Below are 25,719 nucleotides of genomic sequence, written 5' to 3'. Positions count from 1 at the left end.
AGGTGACCTGATCGTGCAGCGTCCTACCGCACGTCCCACCGTCAGGTAGGACGCTCGACGATCAGGTCACCTGATCACCGCAGCGTCTCAGCGGCGAGCCGCTGCCGCGGCGTAGAGGGCGATGCCGGCGGCGACGCTGACGTTGAGCGACTCGGTGTCGCGGGCGATCGGGATGCGCAGGACGACGTCGCAGCGCTCGCGGACCAGCCGGGACAGGCCCGTCCCCTCGGCGCCCACCACGAGGGCGAGCGGGTCGGCGAAGCCGTCGAAGTCGTGCAGGTCCGTCTCGCCGTCGCCGGCCAGGCCCACGGTCACCAGGCCGGCGTCCCGGTAGGAGGCCAGCGCGCGGGCCAGGTTGACCGCGCGGGCCACCCGCAGCCGGGCCGCCGCACCCGCGCTGGTGCGCCAGGCCGAGGCGGTCATGCCGACCGCGCGCCGCTGCGGGACGACGACGCCGTGCGCGTCGAACGCGGCCGCCGAGCGGACGACGGCACCGAGGTTGCGCGGGTCGGTGACGCCGTCCATGGCCACCACCAGCGGCGGGCGGCCGGAGTCCCGGGCGACGTCGAGCAGGTCGTCGGGGTGCGCGTACTCGTAGGGCGGCACCTGCAGGCCGATGCCCTGGTGCAGCGCGCCGTCGGACATCCGGTCGAACTCGCCCTTGCCGACCTCGAGCAGCGGCAGGCCGCGGTCGGCGGCCAGCTGGACCGCCTCGGTGATCCGCTCGTCGGTCGCCGCCCGGCTGTCGCCGGTGACGACGTAGAGCGCGGTCGCCGGGATCTGCGCGCGGAGGGCCTCGACGACCGGGTTGCGGCCCAGCAGCAGCTCGGGCGCCTCGTCGGCGCGCTGACGGCTGCGGTCGCGCTCGGCCCGGCGGCGGGCGTCGGCCTGGGCCCGCCGCTGGGCGGGGTGCCCGGTGCGCTTCTCGGCGGGCGGGGTGGCTCCGCGCCCGGCCAGGGACCGGCGGTTCTTGCCGCCGGTGCCGGCGGTGGCCGTCTTCTTGCCGGCACCGCTCGTGCGGCCGCGGCGCTGGCTGTTGCCGGCCATCAGCGGGTCAGCTCCCATCGGGGTCCCTGCGGGGTGTCCTCGACCTGCACGCCGAGGGCGGTGAGCCGGTCGCGCAGCGCGTCGGCGGTGGCGAAGTCCCTGCGCGCGCGGGCGGCCTGCCGCTGCTCGAGCGCCAGCCGGACCAGCCCGTCGGTCACCTCGGCCAGCCGGTCGTCTCCGCCACCGGCCCACCGCGGGTCGAGCGGGTCCAGGCCCAGGACGCCGAGCATCGCCCGGACCGAGCCCAGCGCGCCGGCGACCGCCTTCTCGTCCCCGGCGGCCAGCGCGGTGTTGCCCTCGCGCACCGCCTCGTGGATCGCGGCCACCGCCGCGGGGGTGCCCAGGTCGTCGTCCATCGCCGCCCGGAACACCTCCGGCAGCGAGGTGTCCTGGTCGGCGCCGACCCGCTCGGCCGCCCGCTGGACGAACGACTCCAGCCGCCGGTAGGCCGCGCCCGCCTCGGCCAGCGCGGCGTCGGTGAACTCGATCGTCGACCGGTAGTGCGGGGCGACCAGGTAGTAGCGCAGCTCGACCGGCCGCACCCGCGCGACGACCTCGTCGACCAGCGCGGTGTTGCCCAGCGACTTGCTCATCTTCTCGCCGCCGAGGGTGACCCAGCCGTTGTGCAGCCAGTACCGGGCGAAGCCGTCGCCGGCCGCCCGCGACTGCGCCTGCTCGTTCTCGTGGTGTGGGAAGCGCAGGTCCAGCCCACCGCCGTGGACGTCGAACTCCGGCCCGAGGTAGCGCTCGGCCATCGCGGAGCACTCCAGGTGCCAGCCGGGCCGGCCCCGGCCCCACGGCGTCGGCCACGCGGCGGTGTCGGGCTCGCCGGGCTTGTGCGCCTTCCACAGCGCGAAGTCGCGGGGGTCGCGCTTGCGCTCGTCGGTGTCGGTGTCCGCGGCGGGCTCGAGGTCGTCCACCCGCTGGCGGGTCAGCGCGCCGTACCCGGGGAACGAGCGGACGTCGAAGTAGACGTCGCCGTCGACGGCGTAGGCGTGCCCGCGCTCGACCAGCCGCTCGATCAGCTCGACCATGTCGGGCACGTGCCCGGTGGCCCGCGGCTCGTAGGTGGGCGGCCGCACGCCGAGCGCGTCGTAGGCGCGGGTGCAGGCCAGCTCGTTCTCGTAGGCCCAGGCCCACCACGGGACGCCGGCGGCGGCGGCCTTGACGAGGATCTTGTCGTCGATGTCGGTGACGTTGCGGACCAGCGTGACGTCGAGCCCGTGCCCGTGCTCCAGCCAGCTGCGCAGCACGTCGAAGACCAGGGCGGCGCGCACGTGCCCCACGTGCGGCGGACCCTGCACGGTGAGCCCGCAGACGTACATCGAGGCCTGTCCCGCACGCAGGGGCGTGAAGTCGCGGACCGCGCGGGCGGCCGTGTCGTACAGGCGGAGGCTCACCGTGGCGAGTCTACGGAGGCCCCGCGGACGACCAGCGCCGTCGCCACGGCCGCCCGGCCCTCCCCGCGCCCGACCAGCCCCAGCCCGTCGGTGGTGGTGGCGGTCACGCTGACCGGGGCGCCGAGCGCCGCCGACAGCGCCGCCTCGGCCTCGGCCCGGCGCGGGCCCAGCTTCGGCGTCGGCGCGACCAGCTGGACGACGGCGTTGCCGACCCGCCAGCCGGCCGCGGACAGGGTCTCCCGCACGTGCTCGAGGACGGCGACGCCGCGGGCCCCGGCCCAGCGGGGGTCGTCGGTGCCCAGCAGCCCGCCGATGTCGCCGAGGCCGGCCGCGGACAGGACGGCGTCGGTGAGCGCGTGCGCCACGACGTCGCCGTCGGAGTGCCCGGCGCAGCCGTCCGCGCCGGGCCACTCCAGGCCGGCCAGCCAGCACTCGCGGCCGGACTCGACCGGGTGGACGTCGACGCCGAGGCCGACCCGCGGCAGCTCGGTCACCGGGCCGCCTGCAGCCCCGGCACCTGGAGCTCGGCGAGGTGCAGGTCGTGCGGCACGGTCACCTTGGCCGCGCGCTCGTCCCCGGCCACGGTGGTCACCGGGACGCCCGCGGCGCGGACCACCGCGGCGTCGTCGGTGAGCTCGACGCCGTCGGCCAGCGCGGCGTAGGCGGCCACGAGCGTCGCCCGGTCGAAGCCCTGCGGCGTCTGCACGCGGCGCAGCGGCGCGCGGGGCACGGCGTCGGTGACCACGCCGTCCGCGTCGACGACCACGGTGGTGTCGACGACCGGCAGCACGGGGACGACGGCCCGCGCGCCGGCGGCCAGGGCCGCGAGCACACGGGTGACGACGGCGGGCGGGGTGAGCGGGCGGGCGGCGTCGTGCACCAGGACGGCGTCGGCGCCGTCCCCGGCGGCCGCCAGGCCGGCGCGGACCGACGCGGTGCGGGTGGTCCCGCCGTCGACCAGCCGCACACCGGCGGGCAGGACGGCGGCGAAGGCGTCCCGCTCACCGGCGGGCACGGTCACCACGACCTCGTCGACGCCGCCGTCCAGCAGGGTCAGCACCGACCAGGCGACCAGCGGGCGCCCGGCCAGCGGGACCAGCGCCTTCGGCCGGTCGGCCCCCAGACGCGAGCCACTCCCGGCCGCTGCGACGACGCCGACAGCGGACACGGGAGTGGCCGGGTGGAGCAGGGAGTGCGAGGGAGAGCTCAGCTGGCGAGGACCTCGTCGAGGAGGACCTCGGCCTTGTCCTCGTTGGTGCCCTCGGCGAGCGCGAGCTCGCTGACCAGGATCTGGCGGGCCTTGGACAGCATCCGCTTCTCGCCGGCCGACAGGCCGCGGTCCTTGTCGCGGCGCCACAGGTCGCGGACGACCTCGGCCACCTTGTTCACGTCACCGGAGGCCAGCTTCTCGAGGTTGGCCTTGTAGCGGCGCGACCAGTTGGTCGGCTCCTCGGTGTGCGGGGCGCGCAGGACCTCGAAGACCCGGTTGAGCCCGTCCTGCCCCACGACGTCGCGGACGCCGACGATCTCTGCGTTGTCGGCCGGCACGCGCACGGTCAGGTCGCCCTGGGCGACCTTGAGCACGAGGTAGGCCTTCTCTTCACCCTTGATGGTCCGCGTCTCGATCGCCTCGATGAGCGCGGCACCGTGGTGCGGGTAGACGACGGTCTCGCCGACAGTGAAGCCCATGTGTGTGTGACCCCTTTCGCTGTCCCCAGGTTAGCACGGCAGACTGACGTCCGGACAGAGCCGTCATCTCATATGCGCAGGTCAGAGGCCTGGTGAAGTACCGGGGAGGGGTTGACACAGCGTGGTCGGTGTGCGTGCGCACCGCTCGCGGACGTCGTCCGTCGGGGCCCTCGTGCGCGCCACGCACGCCCCGCCGGCGCTCGCGGTGACCGCGGTCGCGACCCTGCTGGCGGTCGCCGCGCAGCTGTCCGCCGGGCGGGTGACGCTCGTGGGGCTGGCCGTCCTCGCAGGTCAGGCGTCCATCGGGTGGAGCAACGACTGGCTCGACGCCGACCGAGACCGCGCCGTCGCGCGGGCCGACAAGCCGGTCGTGCAGGGTGCGGTGGACCCCGCGGTGCTGCGCACGGCGGCGCTCGCGGCGGCCGCCGCGGCCGTCGTGCTCTCGCTGCTGCTCGGCCCGGTCCCCGGCCTGCTGCTGCTGGTCCTGGTGGCCAGCGGGTGGGCCTACAACGCCGGACTGAAGCGGACCGCGGCCTCGGGACTGCCCTACCTGACCGGTTTCGGCGCGCTGCCGGCCGGGGTGGTGGCCGCGGCGCCGGGCGCACCGGCGGCGCCGTGGTGGCTGCCCGCCGCCGGAGCGGCGCTGGGCGCCGCGGCGCACCTGGCCAACGTCGCGCCCGACATGGAGGAGGACCTCGCCACCGGGGTCCGCGGGCTGCCGCACCGGCTGGGCGCGCGGGTCTCGGCGGCCGTCGGGGCCCTGCTGCTCGGGACGGCATCGCTGGTGCTGGTCCTCGGCCCGGACGGTCCGCCGGCGTGGTGGGGCTGGGCCGGGCTGGTGCTCGCGGTGCCGGCGGTCGCCGTCGCGGCGCTGGCCGGCACGGACCGCTTCCGCCGGCTGGCCTTCCCGGCGGTGCTGCTGCTGACCGTCCTGGACGTGGTGCTGCTGCTGGCCGGCGGGGCCGCGCTCACCTGAACGCGGCCCCGCCGTGGCTCACTTGCGGCCGTTGCCGTTGCCGTTGCCACCCGCGTTGCCGTTGCCGTTGCCGTTGCCGTTGCCGCCACCGGTGCTGGTCGCGGCCGGGGCGGGGGCCGGCGCCGGGGCAGGCGCGGCCGCGGCCGGCTGCTCGGTCACGGGCTGGGGGTCGGCCGGCTGCTCGACGACCGGGGCCGGGCCGCTCCCGCCGTTGCGGGCGGCCTGACGCTCGGCCTGACGCTCGGCGTTGCGCTGGTGGGCCGCGTCGCTGACCCGCTCGCCGGTGGACCAGCCGTTCTGGGCGCCCTCGCTGACCCAGTCACCGAAGGACTGGTCCGGGTCCGGGCCCTCGGCCCACTGGGCCGCGGCGGCCGACCCGGGGTCGACAGCGGGGACCTCGTCGACGGGCGCCGCGTCGGTGGGCGTCCCGTCGACGGGCACCTCGTCGGTGGGCGTCCCGTCGACGGGCGTCTCGCCGACGGGCACCTCGCCGACGGGCGTCCCGCCCGTCTCCTCCTCGGTCGGCTCCTCGGTGTCCGGGGTCGGGGTGGCCGTCGTCGCGTCGTCCTGGGTGGGGGCGGCCGGGTCCTCGGTGCCGTCGTCGACGGACTCGACGGAGGAGCCCGTGTCGTCCGGGCTCACCAGGGTGACGGTGGTGGCCGTGCCCGTGAGGGCGACGGCGACGGCGCCGGAGGCACAGGCGGCCTTGGCGACGACGCCGGCGGAGGCGATCTTGGCGGCGAGCGTGGTGAGGAGCATGCGGGGTCTCTTCCGTGAGGCCCGGGCGGGGTGCCCGGCCGTCCGCGTGGACGGTTCCGATGTGTCGGTGAGCAGACCGGTCGCCAGCAGCTCGGCCAGGGCCGCGTTCGGCCGCCCGGGCGTCGTGGCACCGGCCCGGACCGCGTCGGTGAACGCGGTCAGGTGCGCAGCGCCCTCGGGCACGGGACGGCCGGCGAGGCAGGCCGCGAAGGCCTCCTCGTCGGTCCGGACGTCGGCTGGCGTGGTCATCTCGCTCCCGTCATCGCCGGACGGGTGGGAAGGGGTGCGCACGTCCCGTCCGCCGTCCCAGCCGTCCCACCCGTCCGGGGGGTGCCGGCCGGCTCGAGCTGGGCGCGCAGCCGGCGCAGCCCGCGCCGCTGGAGCGCCTTGACCGAGCCGACGGACCGGCCCATGACCTCGGCGACCTGCTCGACGGTGAGGTCGGCGAGCACCCGCAGCAGCAGGACCGAGCGCTGGTCGGCCGGCAGTCCGGCGCACGTGCGGTGCACGGCCTCGGTGCCCAGGCGGGTGAGGACGTCGTCCTCCACGTCGCCGCCGGGTGTCTCGGGCAGGCAGTCGCCGGCGTCGTCGGCCAGCTGCGGACGGCGGCTGCGGCGGCGCCAGTCGTCGACCAGCCGGCGGTGGGCGATGGTGAACACCCAGGAGCGCAGCGCGTCCTCGTCCCCGGTGAAGCCGCCCAGGCCGCGGAAGACGGCGAGGAAGGTCTCGCTGGCCAGGTCGTCGGGGTCGAGCGCCCCGTGCAGCCGCAGGTATCCGGTGACCGCCGGGGACAGGTCCCGGTAGAGCACCTCGAAGGCCCACGCGGCGCCCGCCTGGGCCGCCGCGAGGACGTCGTCGAACGCCGGACCCGTCGCCATCCGCACCTCCCACCGAGATCCCGTGTGCGGGAGGCATCGGCAGCCGCGGTGCGGAACTGGACCGCCGTCCCCCGGACGGGCGGCGGGGGCCGGGGGTGCTCAGGGGGCGGCGGTGCCGCGGGCGGCCTCCTGCTCGACGACGAGCGGGAGGTCCTTGAGCCGGTCCAGGCCCTGCAGCGGACGGCGCATGCGCTGGTTGCCGGCCAGCCGCTCGCGGTTGCGCTCGAGGAAGGCCCAGTAGCCCGCGGTGTAGGGGCAGGCGTCGTCGCCCAGGCGCTTCCTGGGGTCGTAGGGGCAGCCGCCGCAGTAGTCGCTCATCCGGTCGATGTAGGCGCCGCCGGCGGCGTAGGGCTTGGTGGCCAGCGCCCCGCCGTCGCCGTGCTGGCTCATGCCGACGACGTTGGCCACCATCACCCAGTCGTAGCCGTCGACGAACGTGCGGTGGAACCAGTCGGTCATCGCCAGCGGGTCGATGCCGCGCTGCAGCGCGTAGTTGCCCAACACCATCAGCCGCGGGATGTGGTGCACCCACCCGTCGCGGCGCAGGTCCCCGAGGACGCCTCCGAGGCACGCGGCGTCGACGGCGCCGTCGTCGAGGTCGGCCATCCACCGCGGCACCGGCTCGGTGGCCCGCAGGTGGTTGGCGTGCCGGTAGTGCCGGCCGAAGTGCCAGTAGGTGTGCCAGATGTAGTCCCGCCAGCCCATGACCTGGCGGATGAAGCCCTCGACGCTGTTGAGCGGCAGCGGGTCGCCGTCGGCGGCGCGGGCGCGGGCGGTGTCCTCGGCGGCGTGCACGACCTCCAGCGGGTCGAGCAGGCCGAGGTTCATCGCCGGCGACAGCAGCGAGTGCGCCAGCCAGCGCTCGCCGGCGAGCATCGCGTCCTCGTGCGGGCCGAAGACGCCCAGCCGCGTCGTGAGGAAGTCCGACAGCCGGGTGAGCGCCTCCTCGCGGGTGACGGGGAACAGCCGCGGGCCGTCGTCGCCGACGAAGGAGACCTCGCCGTCGGCCTCCCAGCGGTCGAGGTCGGCGCGGACCTGCTCGTCGATCTCGTCCTCGGCCGGCCACCACGGCTCCGGCGCCGGCGAGCGGCCGTCCCGCGGCGGGGGCTCGCGGTTGTCCTGGTCGAAGTTCCACCGCCCGCCCAGCGGCTCGGCGCCGTCCATCAGGACGCCGAGCCGGCGGCGGGCGTCGCGGTAGAAGTCCTCCATCAGCAGCCGCCGGCCGCCGCGCCCCTCGGCCCAGCGGGCGAACTCGCCCTGGCTGCTGACGAACCCGCGGGCGGCGAGCACCTGCAGGCCGGGACGGCGCAGCACGTGGTCGCGGCTGCTCCAGGTGGTGGGCGCGCACACCGACAGGGGCTCCCCGTACCGGTCGAGCGCCTCGGCGTAGGTGGTGACCTGGTGCAGGTGCGCCTGCTCGCCCAGCTCGGCGGCCCGGTGGCGCAGCGCGGACAGGACCAGGTGCGCCTTCTGCCGGTGGAAGCGGCGGCGAGCGAAGACGGCTTTCGACTCGACGAGCAGGACCGGCTGGTCGGGCGCGTCGAGGAAGTGGGGGCCGAGCTGGTCGGCGAAGGTCCACCGGCGGGTGCCCGGGGCCCGTTCGGGGAAGTCGGCCAGCGCCGGGTCCCGCTCCTCCGCGCCGGCGCCGGCCGAGCCGCGACCGGGGTGACCCATCGACCTCACCTCCCGGCGGACATCGTGGGGCGACCGTTAGGCTCGGCGCGACTCGGCCACCGAACTCGCGGTGGCCGTGCACGTGCTCGCTGGAGGTCGACCGCTGTGAACCGCGCGCTGCGCGCCACCGTCGTGGGTGCCCTCGTCGTCAGCCCGGTCGCGCTCGGTGCGTGCAGCGCCGGCCAGGTCTCGCAGACCGGCACCCAGGACCGCGACAAGGTCGGCCCCCAGGCCCAGGTCGAGGACGTCCTGCTGCGGCAGGTCCTGCTCGCCTACCCCGAGGAGGGCCGGTACGAGGAGGGGGACGACGCCGAGCTGATCGTCACCATCGTCAACGCCTCCAACGAGACCGAGACCCTGACCGGCATCGAGGGCGAGGGCTTCAGCGGGCTGCAGGTGGCCGGCACCGGCCCCACACCCTCGCCGTCCTCCCCGCCCGGCAACCAGCCCACGGCCACCCCGACACCGGGCTCCACCGGCGCCACGCCCGGGAGCCCGACGCCCGCGACGCCGTCCGCGCCGTCCGCGCCGACCAGCAGTCCCTCCCCGGAGGCGAGCTCGGAGCTGGCCCTGGAGATCCCCGCGGACTCCTCGCTCTTCGTCGGCCGCGAGGACGGCTCGACGATCACGCTGCAGGACCTCACCGAGCCGCTGACGCCGGGGCAGGACCTGACGCTGACGTTCACCTTCGAGCAGGCCGGCGAGATCACCACCCAGGTGGTCGTGGCCGGTCCCGAGGAGGAGCTCGAGCGCGCCGAGCCCTTCCACTTCGACACCGAGGAAGAGTCCGACGAGCCCAACACCGAGGCGGAGTAGGGACCCCGCGCCCCACCGCTCGCAGGCCCGCGGCGGTCCCCTGTAGGGGGCCGTGGCCTCCCGGGGAGTGTCGGTGGCCGCACCTACCGTGGCGGTGTGCCTCCCTCCGGTGTGAAGTCCGCACGTCCCGCCCACCGCTGCACCGAGTGCGGCTACGCCTCGGCGAAGTGGATGGGGCGCTGCCCCGAGTGCCAGGCCTGGGGGACGCTGCAGGAGGCCGGTCCGCCGGCGGCCGCGCTGCGGGCGGTCGCGGCCGGCCCGGTCACCGCCCCCGCCCGGCCGATCGCGCAGGTCGAGCTGACCGGTGCGCGCGCGGTCCCCACCGGCATCGCCGAGTTCGACCGGGTGCTGGGCGGCGGCCTGGTGCCCGGCGCGGTCGTGCTCGTCGCCGGGGAGCCCGGGGTGGGCAAGTCCACGCTGCTGCTCGAGGTCGCGCACCGGGTGGCGGCCAGCAACGGCCCGACGCTGGTGGTCTCCGGCGAGGAGTCCGCGGCCCAGGTGCGACTGCGCGCCGAGCGCATCGACGCCCTGCACGACCGGCTGTACCTGGCCGCCGAGACCGAGCTGTCGGCCGTGCTGGCGCACGTCGAGCAGGTGGCGCCGACGCTCCTGGTCCTCGACAGCGTGCAGACGGTCCGCTCCCCCGCCGTCGACGGCACCGACGGCGGGGCCTCGCAGGTGCGCGCCGTGGCCACCGCGCTGACCGCCGTCGCGAAGTCCCGGGCGATGACCACCATCCTCGTCGGGCACGTCACCAAGGACGGTGCGATCGCCGGCCCGCGGGCGCTGGAGCACCTGGTCGACGTCGTCGTCTCCTTCGACGGCGAGCGGCACTCCACCCTCCGGCTGGTGCGGGCCACCAAGAACCGGTTCGGCCCGGCCGACGAGATCGGCTGCTTCGAGATCGGCGACGGCGGCGTGGTCGGCGTCCCCGACCCCTCGCACCTGTTCGTCTCCCGCCGCACCGCGTCGGTGCCCGGCAGCTGCGTCACCGTCACCATGGAGGGCAGCCGGCCGCTGCTGGCCGAGGTGCAGGCGCTGGTCGCCACCAGCGCCGGCGGCGGCTCCCCCCGCCGGGCGGTCAGCGGGCTGGACTCCCAGCGGGTGGCCATGGTCAACGCCGTCGTCGAGCGCCGCGGCGGGGTCCGGCTGGCCGACGCCGACGTCTTCGCCGCCTCGGTCGGCGGGGTCAAGATCGCCGAGCCGGCGGCCGACCTCGCGCTGGCGCTGGCGATCGCCTCGGCGTCGCGGGACACCCCGCTGCCCGAGGGCATGATCGCGCTCGGCGAGGTGGGGCTGTCCGGGGAGATCCGCCGGGTCGGGGGCACCGCCCGGCGGCTGGCCGAGGCCGCCCGCCAGGGGTACCGCCTCGCGCTCGTGCCGCCAGACGCCGGTCCGGCACCCAAGGGCATCCGCCTGATGGAGGTACCCGACCTGGGCGCGGCACTGGCCGGGCTGTTCCCCGGGTGAGGCGGGCGGAGGCCCGGGGCCCGGCCGCGGCGGACCGATGGCGGCCGTCGCCCACCGCACCCCGCTGCCGACCGGCCGGTGGGCGTGCCACGTAGACTCGGCCGCCGGACCACGTCGACGTCAGGAGCGCCCGTGCCCCCCGCTGTGGACTCCGAGGTCGCCCTCAGGGAGCTCCTCGGCCGCATCGCCCCGGGGACCGCGCTGCGTGACGGCCTGGAGCGCATCCTGGCCGGCCGGACCGGGGCCCTGATCGTGCTGGGCTACGACCGGGTCGTGGAGTCCATCTGCACCGGCGGCTTCGCCCTCGACGTCGCCCTGTCGGCCACCCGGCTGCGCGAGCTGGCCAAGATGGACGGCGCGGTCATCCTCTCCTCCGACGGGCTGCGCATCGTGCGCGCCGGCGTGCACCTCATGCCCGACCCGACGGTGCCCACGGAGGAGTCCGGCACCCGTCACCGCACCGCCGAGCGGGTGGCCGTGCAGACCGGGTTCCCGGTGATCTCGGTCAGCCAGTCGATGCACATCATCAGCGTCTACGTGGCCGGCCGCCGCTACACCCTCGAGCACCCGACGACGATCCTCGCCCGCGCCAACCAGGCCCTCGCGGCGCTGGAGCGCTACAAGCTGCGGCTCGACGAGGTGGCCAGCACGCTCTCGGCGCTGGAGATCGAGGACCTGGTCACCGTCCGCGACGCGATGAGCGTCAGCCAGCGGCTGGAGATGGTGCGGCGGATCGCCGACGAGATCGAGGGCTTCGTCGTCGAGCTGGGCACCGACGGCCGGCTGCTGGCCCTGCAGCTCGACGAGATGCTGGCCGGCGTCGAGGAGGACCGCGCGCTGCTGGTCCGCGACTACCTGCCCGGCGGCGTCGGGCGGCGGCCGCGGAGCATCGAGCAGGTCCTCACCGACCTGCGGGCGCTGTCGGCCACCGAGCTGCTCGACCTGTCCGCGGTGTCCCGCTGCTACGGGCTGCCCACCTCGGCCGAGGCGCTGGACTCCCCGGTCAGCCCGCGCGGCTACCGGCTGCTGGCCCGGGTGCCGCGGCTGCCCGCCGGCATCATCGACCGGCTGGTGGACCACTTCGGCGGCCTGCAGAAGCTCCTGGCCGCCACGATCGAGGACCTGCTGGCCGTGGAGGGCGTCGGCGAGGCCCGCGCCCGCGGCATCCGCGAGGGGCTCTCCCGGCTGGCCGAGACCTCGATCCTCGACCGCTACAGCTGAGGAAGGACCCCCGTGTCCCCCACCCGTCGCTGACGCTCGGGGCGGGACCCTGCAAGGGGCCGTCGTCGTCCCGGGGTCTCACAGCGGTGTGCGCGTTGGTTGCCAGGTGCTGGCCCGGGCTCGCACGCCGGCGGGCGCAGGTGCCGGTCGGCTGACCACGGTGGGAGGCGTGACGTGCAGCAGTGTGCGCCCACGGCGCATCTCGGTCTCCGGAACGAGCCCTCAGCGCACATCGCCGCCGGCGCCGGAGGCCACGGCCGCCAACCGATCGGCACACCGCTGTCAGGTGATCTGCAGCGGTGCGTCGGGGCTGGTCTTGGTGTCCAGCCGGGCGCGGAGCACGTACTGCCCCGGCGCCACCGGCACCCGCTCGGCAGTGCAGGTCGGCTCGCTGGTCAGCCCACCCCAGGTCAGCGGGAACACCACCTGCTCGCCGGGCGCCAGCGTGCGGGTGTCGCTGCTGGCCTCGGGGAAGCAGTCGTTGCTGCCCCACAGCCGGTTGCCCGCCGCGTCGAGCAGCACCATCTCCTGCAGGCCCTTGTCGAGCACACGGGTGCACGGCACGGTCGCGGTGTTGGTGACGACGAGCTCGAGGACCGGCTGCGAGCCCGCCGGCACCGTGCCCGGCGTGCGCACCTCGAGGGCGAGGACGTCGTCGCGGCAGACGGCACCGGCCTCCTGCACCGGAGGCGCCGGCGCGGCCGGGGCGGGCGCAGGGGCACCGGTGGGCGGCGTCGGCGTCTGCACGCTGGCCAGCGACGGGACCACGCGGTCGAGCGCGGGAGTGCCGGCCGGCGCCGACGTCGGCGCCGCCTCCGCGGCCGCGGCCTCGCCGTCCGAGCCGGTCAGCAGGGCCACCCCGAGCCAGCCCCCGCCGCCCAGCAGGGCCAGCAGGAGGACCAGCACCAGGAGCCGCCGCCGCCAGTAGACGGCGGCCGGCAGGGGCCCGACCGGGTGCAGCACGCCGACGACCGTAGTCGGGGACCGCTCCCCCGCCCATGGCGGCACGCCGCTCCGGCGGGCGGGCACACTGGACCCCCGTGGACAGCCCCGCCGCAGCTCCCCCGGCCGCCGAAGGGGGCGGGCTCGGGGACGCCCTCGTCGACTGGTACGACACCGCCGCGCGCGACCTGCCGTGGCGGCGCCCGGACGTGGACCCGTGGGCGGTGCTGGTGAGCGAGGTGATGCTCCAGCAGACGCCGGTCGCGCGGGTCGAGCCGGTGTGGCGGGACTGGGTGGCGCGCTGGCCCACCCCCGCCGACCTGGCCGCCGCCTCGCCGGCCGAGGTCATCCGCGCCTGGGGCAAGCTCGGGTACCCGCGCCGGGCGCTGCGGCTGCGCGAGACCGCCGTCGCCCTCACCGAGCGGCACGGCGGCGCCGTCCCGGCCGACGTCGCGGCCCTGGAGGCGCTGCCGGGCGTCGGGACCTACACCGCCCGCGCCGTCGCCTGCTTCGGCCACGGGCAGCCCCAGCCGGTCGTGGACACCAACGTGCGCCGGGTGGTCGCCCGGCTGGTGCACGGCCGGGCCGAGGCCGGGACCGCCCGCGCCTCCGACCTCACCGACGTCGCGGCGCTGGCCCCGGCCGACCGGGACCGCGCGGTGCGCTTCTCGGTGGCCGTCATGGAGCTGGGAGCGCTGGTCTGCGTGGCCCGGACGCCGCGCTGCGGGGTGTGCCCGGTCCGGGACCGGTGCGCCTGGCGGCTGGCCGGCAGCCCGGCGTCGGACGGCCCCGCGCGCCGGGTGCAGCGCTTCGCCGGCACCGACCGGCAGGTGCGCGGCCGGCTGCTCGACGTCCTGCGGGCCGCGGACGGCCCGGTGCCCGCCGCGGCGCTGGACGCCGCCTGGGACGACGCCGCCCAGCGCGCCCGCTGCCTGGACTCCCTGCTCACCGACGGCCTGCTCGAGCAGCTCCCGGACGGCCGGTTCACCCTCCCGGCCTAGCGTCCGACACGCGTCCTCCCGCACCGCAGCGCGTCCTCCCGCACCGTGCGCGACCGGGGAGGACGCGCCACGATCAGGTCACCTGATCGTCGCCGGAACGGCCGCCGGGATGCGGCGAGGGCCGCCCCCCGCGGTGCGGGGGACGGCCCTCGTCGGGTCGTGCCGGGCGGTCAGTCGCCCTTCTTGAGCGAGGTGCGACCCTCGCCGTCCTCGTCGTCGCCGACCGCCAGGGCGACCGGCGGGGTGTCGGGGACGTCGATCGGCTTGGCCTCGCCGCGGAAGGTGAAGGTCGCGGTCGGGCCCTCGCCCTCCACGTCCACCACGATGATCTGACCGGCGGTCAGCTCGCCGTAGAGGATCTTCTCCGACAGCGCGTCCTCGATCTCGCGCTGGATGGTCCGGCGCAGCGGCCGGGCACCCAGCACCGGGTCGAACCCACGGGCCGCCAGCAGCCTCTTGGCGTCCTGCGTGATCTCCAGCGACATGTCCTTGTTCGCCAGCTGGCCCTCGACGCGGGCGACCATGAGGTCGACGATCTCGATGATCTCGTCCTCGGTCAGCTGGTGGAACACGACGATGTCGTCGATGCGGTTGAGGAACTCCGGCCGGAAGTGCTGCTTGAGCTCCTCGTTGACCTTGAGCTTCATCCGCTCGTAGTTCGACTGCGTGTCGTTGCCGACCTGGAAGCCCAGACCCACGGCCTTGGAGATGTCCCGCGTCCCGAGGTTGGTCGTGAGGATCAGGATCGTGTTCTTGAAGTCCACGATCCGGCCCTGACCGTCGGTGAGCCGGCCGTCCTCCAGCACCTGAAGCAGCGTGTTGAACACGTCCGCGTGCGCCTTCTCGATCTCGTCGAAGAGGACCACCGAGAACGGCTTGCGCCGCACCTTCTCGGTCAGCTGGCCACCCTCGTCGTAACCGACGTAGCCGGGAGGGGCACCGACGAGCCGCGACACGGTGAACCGGTCGTGGAACTCGCCCATGTCGATCTGGATGAGCGCGTCGTCCTCGCCGAAGAGGAACTGCGCGAGCGCCTTGGCCAGCTCGGTCTTACCGACACCCGAGGGGCCGGCGAAGATGAACGAGCCACCGGGGCGACGCGGGTCCTTGAGGCCCGCCCGGGTGCGCCGGATCGCCTGGGAGACGCTCTTGATGGCCTCTTCCTGGCCGATGATCCGCTTGTGGAGCTCGTCCTCCATGCGGAGCAGACGGGTCGTCTCCTCCTCGGTGAGCTTGAAGACGGGGATGCCGGTCCAGTTGGCCAGCACCTCGGCGATCTGCTCGTCGTCGACCTCGGCGACGACGTCCATGTCGCCGGCCTTCCACGCCTTCTCGCGCTCGGCCTTCTCGCCCAGGAGGGTCTTCTCCTTGTCGCGCAGCGACGCGGCCTTCTCGAAGTCCTGCGCGTCGATCGCCGACTCCTTCTCGCGACGGATGGTCGCGATCCGGTCGTCGAACTCGCGCAGGTCCGGGGGCGCGGTCATCCGCTTGATCCGCATCCGGGCGCCGGCCTCGTCGATCAGGTCGATCGCCTTGTCCGGCAGGAAGCGGTCGGAGATGTAGCGGTCGGCCAGCGTCGCGGCGGCCACCAGGGCGCCGTCGGTGATGCTGATCCGGTGGTGCGCCTCGTACCGGTCGCGCAGGCCCTTGAGGATCTCGATCGTGTGGGTGAGCGTCGGCTCGCCCACCTGGATCGGCTGGAAGCGGCGCTCGAGGGCGGCGTCCTTCTCCAGGTGCTTGCGGTACTCGTCGAGCGTGGTGGCGCCGATGGTCTGCAGCTCACCGCGGGCCAGCATCGGCTTGAGGATGCTGGCGGCGTCGATCGCGCCCTCGGCGGCACCGGCACCGACGAGGGTGTGGATCTCGTCGATGAACAGGATGATGTCGCCGCGGGTGCGGATCTCCTTGAGGACCTTCTTCAGGCGCTCCTCGAAGTCACCGCGGTAGCGCGACCCGGCGACCAGGGCGCCGAGGTCGAGGGTGTAGAGCTGCTTGTCCTTCAGCGTCTCGGGGACCTCGCCCTTGACGATGGCCTGGGCCAGGCCCTCGACGACGGCGGTCTTGCCGACGCCGGGCTCGCCGATCAGGACGGGGTTGTTCTTGGTCCGGCGCGAGAGGACCTGCATGACCCGCTCGATCTCCTTGGCCCGCCCGATGACCGGGTCGAGCTTGGAGTCGCGCGCGGCCTGGGTCAGGTTGCGGCCGAACTGGTCGAGGACCAGCGAGGTCGACGGCGTGCCCTCCGACGGGCCGCCGGCCGCGGCCGGCTCCTTGCCCTGGTAGCCGCTCAGCAGCTGGATGACCTGCTGGCGGACGCGGTTGAGGTCGGCACCCAGCTTCACCAGGACCTGGGCGGCGACGCCCTCGCCCTCGCGGATGAGGCCGAGCAGGATGTGCTCGGTGCCGATGTAGTTGTGGCCGAGCTGCAGCGCCTCGCGCAGCGACAGCTCCAGGACCTTTTTGGCCCGCGGGGTGAAGGGGATGTGGCCGGAGGGGGCCTGCTGGCCCTGGCCGATGATCTCCTCGACCTGCTGGCGGACGCCCTCGAGCGAGATGCCCAGGGACTCGAGGGCCTTGGCCGCGACACCCTCACCCTCGTGGATCAGGCCCAGGAGGATGTGCTCGGTGCCGATGTAGTTGTGGTTGAGCATCCGGGCCTCTTCCTGGGCCAGGACGACCACCCGACGGGCTCGGTCGGTGAACCGTTCGAACATCTGCTGCTTCTCCTCTGACCGGCTGGTCCGGCACTGTCCTCCCCACGAGCGGGGAGGAGCACCCGACGTCCGTCGGCGCGCTGGGGCACCGGTCTTTCCACTGTAGTCACGGACCACGCCGTCCTGTCGGTGCACGACCGGCGGGGCGGTGGGTGGCTGCCCGGTCCAACCGACGGTGACCGGGCGGTGTTCCGGTGCCGTTACGCCGACAGCGGACGGCGGGTCAGGACCGGGACGACGACGGCCCGGCCCCACGCGGGGACCGGGCCGACGGTCACGTGCTGGAACGGCCTCCCTGCAGGACCCCGGGCTGAGCTCGGGAAGCCCGGGGGGCAGGGAGGTCCCTCTTCAGTGGGCGGCTTCGTAGGCCTCGACGACGCTGGCCGGGATGCGGCCGCGGTCGCTGACGTTGTGGCCGTTCTTGCGGGCCCAGTCGCGGATCGCGCCGGCCTGCTCGCGGTCCATGCGGCCACCGCCGCCGGTGGCGCGGGAACGGCCGCCGCCGGAGGCGCGCCCGCTGCCGCGGCCGACCTTGCGCGCGGCCTGCACGTACCGGGAGAAGGTGTCGCGCAGTTCCTTCGCGTTCTTCTCCGACAGGTCGATCTCGTAGTTCGTGCCGTCGAGCGAGAAGCTCACCGTCTCGTCGGCGGGGAGGTCCTCGTCGAGGTCGTCACTCAGGATGACCTGCACCTTGCGCGCCATTGGTATTCCTCACACTCTCCGGCGGAAGCCGGGATCGGATTGTCGTCCGCCTGCTCCGGACACTGCTGCCATTCGACCACACAATCGGCCGCACGCACCAATCACGCGGAGTGACCCGCCCATTCCGGGGGAGAAAGGCCAATACCCGAAACGGCACGGTCCTCAGGAGAGCGGGCGCACCAAGGGGAACAGGATCGTCTCCCGGATACCGAGACCGGTGAGCGTCATCATCAGCCGGTCGATGCCCATTCCCACGCCACCGGTGGGCGGCATGCCGTACTCGAGCGCCTCGAGGAAGTCCTCGTCGAGCACCATCGCCTCGGGGTCGCCGGCCGCGGCCAGCAGCGCCTGCTGGGTGAACCGCTCGCGCTGCGCCACGGGGTCGACCAGCTCGGAGTAGCCGGTGCCCCGCTCGATGCCGCCGATGTAGAGGTCCCACTTCTCGGCCAGGCCGGGGGTGGTCCGGTGCGCTCGGGTCAGCGGCGAGGTGTCGACCGGGTAGTCGACGACGAACGTCGGCGCCTGCAGGGAGTCCTGCACCAGCGCCTCGAACAGCTCCTCGACCACCTTGCCGGGCAGCCACGCCGGGTCGACGCCGACGTCGTGCCGCTCGGCGAGCCCGCGCAGGTGCTCGACCGGTGTCCCCGGCGTCACCTCCTCGCCGACGGCGTCGGAGACCAGGGCGTACAGCGGCACGTGCGGCCACTCCCCCGACAGGTCGACCTCGGTGCCGTCGTGGTGGCGTGCGACCAGGTCGCCGAACAGCGCGGTGCAGCTCTCCTGGACCAGCTCGCGCGTGGTGCGGGCGACGTCGCGGTAGTCGGCGTGGGCCTCGTAGAACTCCAGCATCGCGAACTCCGGCGAGTGCGAGCTGTCGGCGCCCTCGTTGCGGAAGTTGCGGTTGATCTCGAAGACCTTCTCCAGCCCGCCGACGATGCACCGCTTGAGGAACAGCTCGGGCGCGATCCGCAGGTACAGGTCGAGGTCGAAGGCGTTCATGTGGGTGCGGAACGGCCGCGCGGCCGCGCCGCCGTGCACGGTCTGCAGCATCGGCGTCTCGACCTCGAGGAACCCCCGCCCGGTCAGCCCGGCCCGCAGCGCGGCCACCACCGTGGCCCGCTGCCGCACGGTGCGCCGCGCCTCGTCGCGCACGATGAGGTCGACGTAGCGGCGCCGGACCCGCAGCTCCTCGCTCATCGGCCGGTGCGCCACCGGCAGCGGCCGCAGCGCCTTGGCCGCCATCTGCCACGCGTCGGCGAAGACCGACAGCTCGCCGCGCCGCGACGTCCCGACCTCGCCGGTGACCAGCACGTGGTCACCGAGGTCGACGTCGGCCTTCCACGCGGCCAGCGCGTCCCCGCCGACCCGGTCGCGGGAGAGCATGACCTGCAGCTCGGCGTCGCCCTCGCGCAGCGTCGCGAAGCACAGCTTGCCGGTGTTGCGGCTGAAGATGACCCGGCCGGTGACCCCCACCCGCTCGCCGGTCATCGTGTCCGGCGGCAGGTCCGGGTGCGTCTCGCGGACGGCGGCCAGCGTGGTCGTGCGCGGCACGGTGACCGGGTACGGGTCGACGCCGGCCTCGCGCAGCCGGTCGAGCTTGCCGCGGCGGACCCGCACCTGCTCGGGGAGCTCGTCGTCCGGGAGGCCGGGGGGCAGGTCGGTCACGGCGCCCGAGCCTACGGGCGTGCGCCGCGCCACCCCGCCGCGCTCCCTAGCGGCGACCGGTGGCCTGGTGGCGGTCGAAGGCCAGCCGCAGCCCGTGCACGGTGAGGTCGGGCTCCCGCTCGGCGATCGTCCGGCAGCTGTCGGCCACCAGCGGGGCCAGCCCGCCGGTGGCGACGACGACCGGCGCCGCGCCGAACTGGGCGACCAGCTCGGCGGCGATGCGGGCGACGAGCCCGTCGACCAGGCCGGCGAAGCCCAGCACCAGTCCCGACTGCAGGGCCGCGACGGTGTTCTTGCCGATCGCCTGCGCCGGCACGGTCAGCTCCACCGAGCGCAGCTGGGCCGCGCGGCTGGCCAGCGCCTCCAGGCTCACCTCGACGCCGGGCGCCAGCGCCCCGCCGAGGAACTGCCCGTCGGGGCCGACCGCGTCGACGTTGGTCGACGTGCCGAAGTCGACGACCACGACCGGCCGGCCGCGCCCGTCGGGCCACCGGCCGAAGAGCTCGTGCGCGGCCAGCGCGGTCACCACCCGGTCGGCGCCGACCTCGCGCGGGTTGTCCACGTGCAGCGGGACGCCGGTGCGCACGCCGGGGCCGATGAGCACCACCGGCACCTCGAGGGAGTCCAGCAGCTGGCGCAGCGCCGGCAGGAGGGCCGGCACGGTGGAGCAGGCGGCGACACCGGTGACCTCGGTGTCGTGCAGCAGCCCGCGCCACAGCATCCGCAGCTCGTCGGCCGTGGCCCGGGCGTGCGTGGTCACCCGCCAGCAGCCGACCCGGCGGGCGCCGTCGAAGGTGGCCAGCACGGTCTGGCTGTTGCCGACGTCGACGGTGAGCAGCATCAGCCCGCCCGCAGGTCGAGGGCGAGGTCGAGGATCGGCGAGGAGTGCGTGAGCGCGCCGACCGACAGGAAGTCCACGCCGGTGGCCGCCACCTCGCGGGCGACGGCGAGCGTGAGCCCGCCGGTGGCCTCGAGCTCCGCCCGGCCGCCGACCAGGCCCACGACCTCGCGCAGCTGCGCCGGCGTCATGTTGTCCAGCAGCAGGAAGTCCGCACCGGCCTCGACCGCCTCGACCGCCTGGGCGGGGGTGTCGGCCTCCACCTGCACCGGCACCCGCGGCGCCCGCTCCCGGACGGCGGCGACGGCGGCGGCCACCGACCCGGCGGCGGCGACGTGGTTGTCCTTGACCATCGCGACGTCGTAGAGGCCCATCCGCTTGTTCGACCCGCCGCCGCAGCGCACCGCGTACTTCTCCAGCGGCCGCAGGCCCGGCGTGGTCTTGCGGGTGTCCAGCACGACGGCGCCGGTGCCCTCGACCGCGTCCACCCACGCCCGGGTGGCCGTCGCGATGCCGCTGGCCCGGCTGGCGATGTTCAGCGCGCTGCGCTCGGCGGCCAGCAGCGCGCGCACCGGCCCGCGGACGGTGAGCAGCACGTCGCCGCGGGCCACCCGGTCGCCGTCGGCCGCGCCGGCGGTGAGGGTGGCGCCCGGCGCCAGGCGGGTGAACACGCGCGCGGCCACGGGCAGGCCGGCCACGACGCCGTCGGCGCGGGCGACCAGGTCGGCGGTGCCCAGCTGTGCCGGCGGGACGGTGGCGGCGCTGGTGACGTCGCAGGAGACGGCGAGGTCGGGCGCGCCGGGCAGCACGGCGCCGCCGGCGAGGTCCTCGGCCAGCGTGCGCTCGACCAGGTCGTCGACCCACGCCTCGGTCAGGCCGGTGCCCTCCAGGGAGCGCGGGTCGGGGCTCACCACGCCGTCCCCGCGGGGGTGCCGACCGGGCGGCGGGTCAGCCGCAGCCGGCCGCCGTCGTCGAGCCGGACGTCGAGGTGCACGCGCCAGCGGTCGTCGGTGCCGGGGTGGTCCTCGCGCCAGTGGCAGCCGCGGGTCTCCTCGCGGGCGGTGGCCGCGGCGGTCAGCGCACCGGCGACGGTGAGCAGGTCGGTGGCCTCCCAGCTGTCGACGCCCGGTGCGGCGCCGGGACCCTCGGCGAGCTGCGCGGCCAGGGCGGCCAGCCGGCCGGTGGCCCCGGCCAGCCCGGCGCCCGAGCGCAGCGCCGCGACCCGGCCGGACATCGTGTCGGTGACCGCGCGGCGGCCGGCCGGGTCGAGCAGCCCCGCCGTCGCGGGCGCGGCGTCGCGGACCGGCGTGGCCGGCGGCAGGCCACGGGCCAGCTCGGCGCCGATGCGGGCGGCGAACACCAGCCCCTCGAGCAGCGAGTTCGACGCCAGCCGGTTCGCCCCGTGCACCCCGGTGCTGGCCACCTCACCGCAGGCGTAGAGCCCGGGCACCGTCGTCCGCCCGGCGAGGTCGGTGGCCAGGCCGCCCGAGGCGTAGTGGGCCGCGGGCGTGACCGGCACCAGGTCGGTGACCGGGTCGACGCCCTCGGCCCGGCAGCGGGCGACGATGGTCGGGAACCGCCCGGCCAGGCCGGGGATCGCCCGGGCGTCGAGCCAGACGTGGTCGACGCCGTCGCGCAGCTGCACGCGGGTGACGGCCTTGGCGACGACGTCGCGCGGCGCGAGCTCGGCCAGCGGGTGCACGCCGGTCATGAACCGCTCCCCCGCGCCGTCGCGCAGCACCGCCCCCTCGCCGCGCAGCGCCTCGCTGACCAGCGGCTGCTGCCCGCGGGCGCCGGGGCCCAGGTACAGCGACGTCGGGTGGAACTGGACGAACTCCAGGTCGGTGGCGACCGCCCCGGCGCGCAGGCCGAGGGCCACGCCGTCGCCGGTGGACACCGACGGGTTGGTGGTGGCGGCGTACACCTGCCCCATCCCGCCGGTGGCCAGCACCACCGCGCGGGCCCGCACCGCGCCGACGCCGTCCTCGGTGCCCTCGCCGAGCACGTGCAGGGTGACCCCGGCGGCCCGGCCGGTGGCGTCGGTGAGCAGGTCGAGCACCATCGCGTGCTCGACGAGGCCGATGCCCGGGTCGGCGTGCACGGCCTCGCACAGCGCGCGCATGACCTCGGCCCCGGTCGCGTCGCCGCCGGCGTGCACGATGCGGTCGGTGGAGTGCCCGCCCTCGCGGGTGAGCAGCAGCTGCCCGGCCGCGTCGCGGTCGAAGGCCGCGCCCCACTCGATGAGCTGGCGCAGCCGCGCCGGGCCCTCGGCCACCAGCGCGGCGACCGCCTGCGGCTCGCAGAGCCCGACCCCGGCGACCTCGGTGTCGCGCGCGTGCGCCTCCGGGGTGTCGGCCGGGTCGAGGACGGCGGCGATCCCGCCCTGCGCCCAGCGGGTCGAGCCGTCGTCGACCCGGACCTTGGTGACGACGGCGACCGACAGTCCCGCCGCCCGGGCGTGCAGGGCCACGCAGAGCCCGGCGACGCCGGAGCCGACGACGCAGACGTCGGCCGCCAGCTCCCAGCCCGGCGCCGGGGCGGCCAGCCGGGTCGGCAGGCCGACGACCGGCGCGGTCGCCAGCAGGCTCACCTGACCGGCACGCCGAGGTCGCTGCGCCGCTGGTCCACGGCGCCGGGCACGGGGGCGGAGGGGTCCCCGCCGAGCTCGACGACGCGGTTGGCGCCGTCGACGTGCACGACCCTCGGGACGGAGGACTTCGCCTCGGTCTCGTCCATGAGGCCGTAGCCGATCAGGATCACCAGGTCGCCGGGGTGCACCAGGTGCGCGGCGGCGCCGTTGATGCCGATGACGCCGCTGCCCCGCTCGCCGGGGATGACGTAGGTCTCCAGGCGGGCGCCGTTGGTGACGTCGACGATCGCCACCTGCTCGCCGGGCAGCAGGTCCGCGGCGTCGAGCAGGTCCTCGTCGATCGTCACCGAGCCCACGTAGTGCAGGTCGGCCTGGGTGACCGTCGCCCGGTGGATCTTGGACTTGAGCATCGTGCGCATCATCGGGGCTCTCCCAGGGTGACGGCGGTGTTGTCGATGAGTCGGGTGTCGCCGGCGCGGGCGGCGACCAGCAGCCGGGCCGGGCCGGCGGCCGGCGCGGGGCCGAGGTCGGGGTCGGTCAGTGCCAGGTAGTCCCGGCGCAGGTCGGGCGCCTCGGCGAGGACGGTGCGGGCGGCCGCCAGGACGGCGTCGGCCCCGTGCGGTCCGGCGCCGGCACCGGCGCGCAGGGCACGGGACAGCGCGACGGCGGTGACCCGCTGCTCCGGCGTCAGGTAGCGGTTGCGGCTCGACAGCGCCAGGCCGTCGTCCTCGCGGACGGTGGGCACGCCGACGACCTCCGGCGGCAGCGCCAGCTCGCGCACCATGGCGCGGATCAGCGTGAGCTGCTGGTAGTCCTTCTCGCCGAAGAACGCGAGGTCGGGCCGGGCCAGGCCGAACAGCGTGGCGACGACGGTCAGCACGCCGGCGAAGTGCCCCGGCCGGACGGCGCCCTCCAGGACGTCGCCCAGCGGCCCCGGGTGCACGGTCACGCCGGCCGCGCCGGGCGGGTACACCTCCTCCACCGGCGGGTGGAAGACGACGTCGGCGCCCTCCTCGGCCAGCGCGGCGAGGTCGGCGTCCCACGTGCGGGGATAGCGGTCGAGGTCCTCGCCGGGGCCGAACTGGGTCGGGTTCACGAACACCGAGACGACGACGCCGCCGGCGCGCTCGCGGGCGGCGCGGACCAGCGCGCGGTGCCCCTCGTGCAGCGCGCCCATGGTGGGCACCAGCGCCACCGGGCCGGGGAGACCGGCGACCAGGTCGCGCAGCGCGGCGGCCGTCTCCGCGACGGCGGGCCACGTCCCGGCCGGCTGGACCGCGGTGGTCACCGGGAGCCGGCCGGGTCGGCGGCCTCGTACAGCAGATCGAGCAGGGGAGCGCCCTCGTGCCGCCGGAGCCGGCCGGCGGCGACGGCCCGCTCGGTGGTGCGCTGGGCCATCGCGACGTAGGCGGCGACCGAGGCCGGCGCGCGCTCGGTGAGCGTCTCCAGGTGGTCGCGCACGGTGCCGACGTCACCCCGGCTCACCGGGCCGGTCAGGCCCCGGTCGCCGCGGCGCAGGCCGTTGTCGAGCGCGGCGGTGAGCAGTGGCGCCAGCACGCGCGCCGGCGATCCCACTCCGGCGGCGCGCAGCAGGTCGGCGGCCTCGGCGACGAGGGTGACCAGGTGGTTGGCGCCCGTGACCAGTGCCGCGTGGTAGAGCCGCCGGTCGGCCTCGGCGACGAAGAACGGCTCGCCGCCCATCTCCAGCACCAGGGTCTCGGCGACCGGCCGGTGCCCGGGCCGGCTGGTGACGCCGAACGGGACGCCGGCGAGCCGCTCGGCGTCCTCGGGGGCGCCGGTGAAGGTCATCGCCGGGTGCAGCGCCAGCGGCAGGACACCGGCCCGCTCGGCCGGCTCCAGGACGGCCAGCCCGTGCGCACCGGAGGTGTGGAAGGCGAGCTGGCCGGCCCGCCAGCGCCCGGTGCCGGCCAGGCCCGCGACCAGGCCGGGGAGCGTGTCGTCGGGGACGGCCAGGACCACCAGGTCGGCCGCGGCCACGACCTCGTCGGCAGGCAGCAGGGGGACGCCGGGCAGCAGCCGGGCGGCGCGCTCGGCGGAGGCGGGTGACAGGCCGGCGGCGGCGACCACGTCGTGGCCGGCGGCGGCGAGGGCGGCGCCCAGGACGGCGCCGACCCGGCCGGCGCCGATGACGCCGACGCGGAGGCGGGCGGGAGCGCTGGTGGCGGGCGGCAGCCCGGCAGCGCGGGGGGTCCTGCGGGCAGCAGGCATCGGTGCACCTCTCGTTCCAGTCCCTGGCGGGTACCGGACTCGGGTCGGGCCGTCGTGGTCGGCGGCCGGTGCTGCGGGGTGGTGCGGGGTGGTGCCGGCACCGGCCCCGCTGCGACCGGGTGTGTGCCACGCGGGCGAGGTGCCGACCGCGAGTGTGTGAGCCCCCGGCCACCGCTGCAACGCCGGAGCACTGTGGGGTGGGTCACCTCCAGCGCCGGGGGCGCCGACGGGGGTGCGCGGGGCGCCGTCCGGAGCCGGTCCTACGGTGTCGGCGGCGGCCGGCACCGACGCCGGGCGAGCGGACACCGAGGAGTCACGTGGGCACGGTCGAGGGCACGTTCCAGGGACGCACCGCACTGGTCACCGGCGGCAGCCGGGGCATCGGGCTGGCGATCGCCCGCAGCCTGGCCGACCGGGGCGCGCGGGTGGTGCTCACCGCCCGCAAGCCGGAGGCGCTCGAGGAGGCGGTCACCGCGCTCGGCGGCCCGGACGTCGCCGTCGGTGTGCCGGGCAACGCCGGGGACCCCGGGCACCGCGCCGAGGCGGTGCGCACGGCGGTCGAGCGCTTCGGCAGCCTCGACCTGCTGGTGGGCAACGTGGGGATCAACCCGGTCTACGGCCCGATGATGGAGCTGGGCCTGGACTCCTTCCGCAAGATCCTCGACACCAACGTCGTCGGCACGCTCGGCCTGGTGCAGGAGGCCTGGCGGGCGTGGATGGCCGAGCACGGCGGCTCGGTGCTGGTGGTCGCCTCGGTCGCCGGGCTCAAGGCCTCCCCCGGCATCGCCGGCTACGGGGTGAGCAAGGCCGCGCTGGTCAACCTGGTGACGCAGCTGGCCGTGGAGCTCGGGCCGAGGGTGACGGTCAACGCGGTGGCCCCGGCGGTGGTGAAGACCCGCTTCGCCGGCGCGCTCTACGAGGGCCGCGAGGAGGAGGCCGCGGCGCAGTACCCGGTCGGCCGGCTGGGCGAGCCGGAGGACGTCGGTGAGGCGGCGGCCTACCTGCTCGGCGCCGGCTGGGTCACCGGCCAGACGCTGGTCCTCGACGGCGGCGCGCTCTCCCGCGGCCCCGCCTGAGCCCCTCGGCCCCCGTGCAGGGCCCCGCCGCG

The 25,719-nt window shown here is 75.8% G+C and carries 24 protein-coding genes; 6 read left to right on the top strand and 18 right to left on the bottom strand.

What is annotated here, in order from left to right; translation table 11 throughout:
• Window positions 1-87: 87 nt before the first annotated feature.
• From rlmB to JOD57_RS15470, 5 genes are read right to left on the bottom strand one after another with little or no spacing between them, the layout of a single operon-like run.
• Window positions 88-1,065, bottom strand: a complete 978-nt coding sequence (gene rlmB / locus JOD57_RS15490; protein ID WP_239568531.1) for a 23S rRNA (guanosine(2251)-2'-O)-methyltransferase RlmB — start codon at window positions 1,063-1,065, stop codon at window positions 88-90.
• Complete coding sequence (gene cysS, locus JOD57_RS15485; RefSeq protein WP_204692830.1) at window positions 1,047-2,447, bottom strand: cysteine--tRNA ligase; 1,401 nt, start codon at window positions 2,445-2,447, stop codon at window positions 1,047-1,049. The genes rlmB and cysS overlap by 19 nt, the downstream gene beginning before the upstream one ends.
• Entirely contained in the window at window positions 2,444-2,941 is a 498-nt protein-coding gene (ispF, locus tag JOD57_RS15480; protein ID WP_204692829.1) for a 2-C-methyl-D-erythritol 2,4-cyclodiphosphate synthase, read from the bottom strand. Before ispF ends, cysS begins: the two co-directional genes overlap by 4 nt.
• Window positions 2,938-3,615: a 2-C-methyl-D-erythritol 4-phosphate cytidylyltransferase gene (gene ispD, locus JOD57_RS15475; RefSeq protein ID WP_204692828.1), complete on the bottom strand. Its 678-nt coding sequence runs from the start codon at window positions 3,613-3,615 to the stop codon at window positions 2,938-2,940. The genes ispF and ispD overlap by 4 nt, the downstream gene beginning before the upstream one ends.
• Before the next feature lie 38 nt (window positions 3,616-3,653).
• Window positions 3,654-4,136 carry a CarD family transcriptional regulator gene (locus tag JOD57_RS15470; protein ID WP_091373028.1) on the bottom strand — a complete coding sequence of 161 codons (483 nt, stop codon included), beginning with the start codon at window positions 4,134-4,136 and terminating at the stop codon, window positions 3,654-3,656.
• A gap of 130 nt (window positions 4,137-4,266) precedes the next feature.
• On the opposite strand from JOD57_RS15470, the gene JOD57_RS15465 reads away from it, so the two are divergent.
• Window positions 4,267-5,112, top strand: a complete 846-nt coding sequence (locus JOD57_RS15465) for a UbiA family prenyltransferase (RefSeq protein WP_204692827.1) — start codon at window positions 4,267-4,269, stop codon at window positions 5,110-5,112.
• Between the two features lie 18 nt (window positions 5,113-5,130).
• On the opposite strand, the gene JOD57_RS15460 is transcribed toward JOD57_RS15465, so the two are convergent.
• The 3 genes from JOD57_RS15460 to JOD57_RS15450 all read right to left on the bottom strand — a co-directional run bounded on the left by JOD57_RS15460 (window position 5,131) and on the right by JOD57_RS15450 (window position 8,423).
• A complete protein-coding gene (locus JOD57_RS15460; protein ID WP_204692826.1) occupies window positions 5,131-6,120 on the bottom strand; it encodes a hypothetical protein in 990 nt (329 codons plus the stop codon).
• Complete coding sequence (locus JOD57_RS15455) at window positions 6,117-6,749, bottom strand: RNA polymerase sigma factor (protein ID WP_204692825.1); 633 nt, start codon at window positions 6,747-6,749, stop codon at window positions 6,117-6,119. The genes JOD57_RS15460 and JOD57_RS15455 overlap by 4 nt, the downstream gene beginning before the upstream one ends.
• Before the next feature lie 99 nt (window positions 6,750-6,848).
• Complete coding sequence (locus tag JOD57_RS15450; RefSeq protein ID WP_204692824.1) at window positions 6,849-8,423, bottom strand: cryptochrome/photolyase family protein; 1,575 nt, start codon at window positions 8,421-8,423, stop codon at window positions 6,849-6,851.
• A 105-nt stretch (window positions 8,424-8,528) separates the two neighbouring features.
• Here JOD57_RS15450 and JOD57_RS15445 point away from each other — a divergent pair, with 105 nt between their 5' ends.
• From JOD57_RS15445 to disA, 3 genes are all read left to right on the top strand, one after another.
• Window positions 8,529-9,239, top strand: a complete 711-nt coding sequence (locus tag JOD57_RS15445; RefSeq protein WP_204692823.1) for a copper chaperone PCu(A)C domain-containing protein — start codon at window positions 8,529-8,531, stop codon at window positions 9,237-9,239.
• A gap of 96 nt (window positions 9,240-9,335) precedes the next feature.
• Window positions 9,336-10,709, top strand: a complete 1,374-nt coding sequence (radA, locus tag JOD57_RS15440) for a DNA repair protein RadA (protein WP_307824716.1) — start codon at window positions 9,336-9,338, stop codon at window positions 10,707-10,709.
• A gap of 132 nt (window positions 10,710-10,841) precedes the next feature.
• Complete coding sequence (gene disA / locus JOD57_RS15435) at window positions 10,842-11,930, top strand: DNA integrity scanning diadenylate cyclase DisA (protein WP_204692822.1); 1,089 nt, start codon at window positions 10,842-10,844, stop codon at window positions 11,928-11,930.
• Window positions 11,931-12,212: 282 nt separating this feature from the next.
• Here the strand turns inward: disA and JOD57_RS15430 are convergent, their stop codons facing one another.
• Window positions 12,213-12,893 carry a MucR family transcriptional regulator gene (locus JOD57_RS15430; protein WP_204692821.1) on the bottom strand — a complete coding sequence of 227 codons (681 nt, stop codon included), beginning with the start codon at window positions 12,891-12,893 and terminating at the stop codon, window positions 12,213-12,215.
• A gap of 77 nt (window positions 12,894-12,970) precedes the next feature.
• On the opposite strand from JOD57_RS15430, the gene JOD57_RS15425 reads away from it, so the two are divergent.
• Window positions 12,971-13,873, top strand: a complete 903-nt coding sequence (locus JOD57_RS15425; protein ID WP_307824715.1) for an iron-sulfur binding domain-containing protein — start codon at window positions 12,971-12,973, stop codon at window positions 13,871-13,873.
• A gap of 170 nt (window positions 13,874-14,043) precedes the next feature.
• On the opposite strand, the gene JOD57_RS15420 is transcribed toward JOD57_RS15425, so the two are convergent.
• From JOD57_RS15420 to JOD57_RS15380, 9 genes are all read right to left on the bottom strand, one after another.
• Window positions 14,044-16,587: an ATP-dependent Clp protease ATP-binding subunit gene (locus tag JOD57_RS15420; RefSeq protein WP_204692819.1), complete on the bottom strand. Its 2,544-nt coding sequence runs from the start codon at window positions 16,585-16,587 to the stop codon at window positions 14,044-14,046.
• Between the two features lie 348 nt (window positions 16,588-16,935).
• Window positions 16,936-17,289, bottom strand: a complete 354-nt coding sequence (locus tag JOD57_RS15415; protein ID WP_204692818.1) for a histone-like nucleoid-structuring protein Lsr2 — start codon at window positions 17,287-17,289, stop codon at window positions 16,936-16,938.
• Between the two features lie 162 nt (window positions 17,290-17,451).
• Window positions 17,452-18,954 carry a lysine--tRNA ligase gene (lysS, locus tag JOD57_RS15410; RefSeq protein ID WP_204692817.1) on the bottom strand — a complete coding sequence of 501 codons (1,503 nt, stop codon included), beginning with the start codon at window positions 18,952-18,954 and terminating at the stop codon, window positions 17,452-17,454.
• Between the two features lie 46 nt (window positions 18,955-19,000).
• Window positions 19,001-19,795 (bottom strand): type III pantothenate kinase, encoded by a 795-nt coding sequence (locus JOD57_RS15405; protein WP_204692816.1) that lies wholly within the window; start codon window positions 19,793-19,795, stop codon window positions 19,001-19,003.
• Complete coding sequence (gene nadC / locus JOD57_RS15400) at window positions 19,795-20,703, bottom strand: carboxylating nicotinate-nucleotide diphosphorylase (protein WP_307824714.1); 909 nt, start codon at window positions 20,701-20,703, stop codon at window positions 19,795-19,797. Before nadC ends, JOD57_RS15405 begins: the two co-directional genes overlap by 1 nt.
• Window positions 20,700-22,382: an L-aspartate oxidase gene (locus tag JOD57_RS15395; protein WP_204692814.1), complete on the bottom strand. Its 1,683-nt coding sequence runs from the start codon at window positions 22,380-22,382 to the stop codon at window positions 20,700-20,702. The genes nadC and JOD57_RS15395 overlap by 4 nt, the downstream gene beginning before the upstream one ends.
• Window positions 22,379-22,792, bottom strand: coding sequence for an aspartate 1-decarboxylase (gene panD, locus JOD57_RS15390; RefSeq protein ID WP_275582088.1), 414 nt, complete (start codon window positions 22,790-22,792; stop codon window positions 22,379-22,381). The genes JOD57_RS15395 and panD overlap by 4 nt, the downstream gene beginning before the upstream one ends.
• Window positions 22,793-22,800: 8 nt before the next feature.
• Complete coding sequence (gene panC / locus JOD57_RS15385; RefSeq protein WP_204692812.1) at window positions 22,801-23,670, bottom strand: pantoate--beta-alanine ligase; 870 nt, start codon at window positions 23,668-23,670, stop codon at window positions 22,801-22,803.
• Window positions 23,667-24,611, bottom strand: a complete 945-nt coding sequence (locus JOD57_RS15380; RefSeq protein WP_204692811.1) for a Rossmann-like and DUF2520 domain-containing protein — start codon at window positions 24,609-24,611, stop codon at window positions 23,667-23,669. The genes panC and JOD57_RS15380 overlap by 4 nt, the downstream gene beginning before the upstream one ends.
• A gap of 317 nt (window positions 24,612-24,928) precedes the next feature.
• On the opposite strand from JOD57_RS15380, the gene JOD57_RS15375 reads away from it, so the two are divergent.
• Window positions 24,929-25,687: an SDR family oxidoreductase gene (locus JOD57_RS15375; RefSeq protein WP_204692810.1), complete on the top strand. Its 759-nt coding sequence runs from the start codon at window positions 24,929-24,931 to the stop codon at window positions 25,685-25,687.
• Window positions 25,688-25,719 lie beyond the last annotated feature (32 nt).

Source organism: Geodermatophilus bullaregiensis (assembly GCF_016907675.1).
GTDB classification, from domain to species: domain Bacteria; phylum Actinomycetota; class Actinomycetes; order Mycobacteriales; family Geodermatophilaceae; genus Geodermatophilus; species Geodermatophilus bullaregiensis.
The sequence above is the reverse complement of the archived record's forward strand: the minus strand, read 5'-3'. Positions and strand labels throughout refer to the sequence as shown.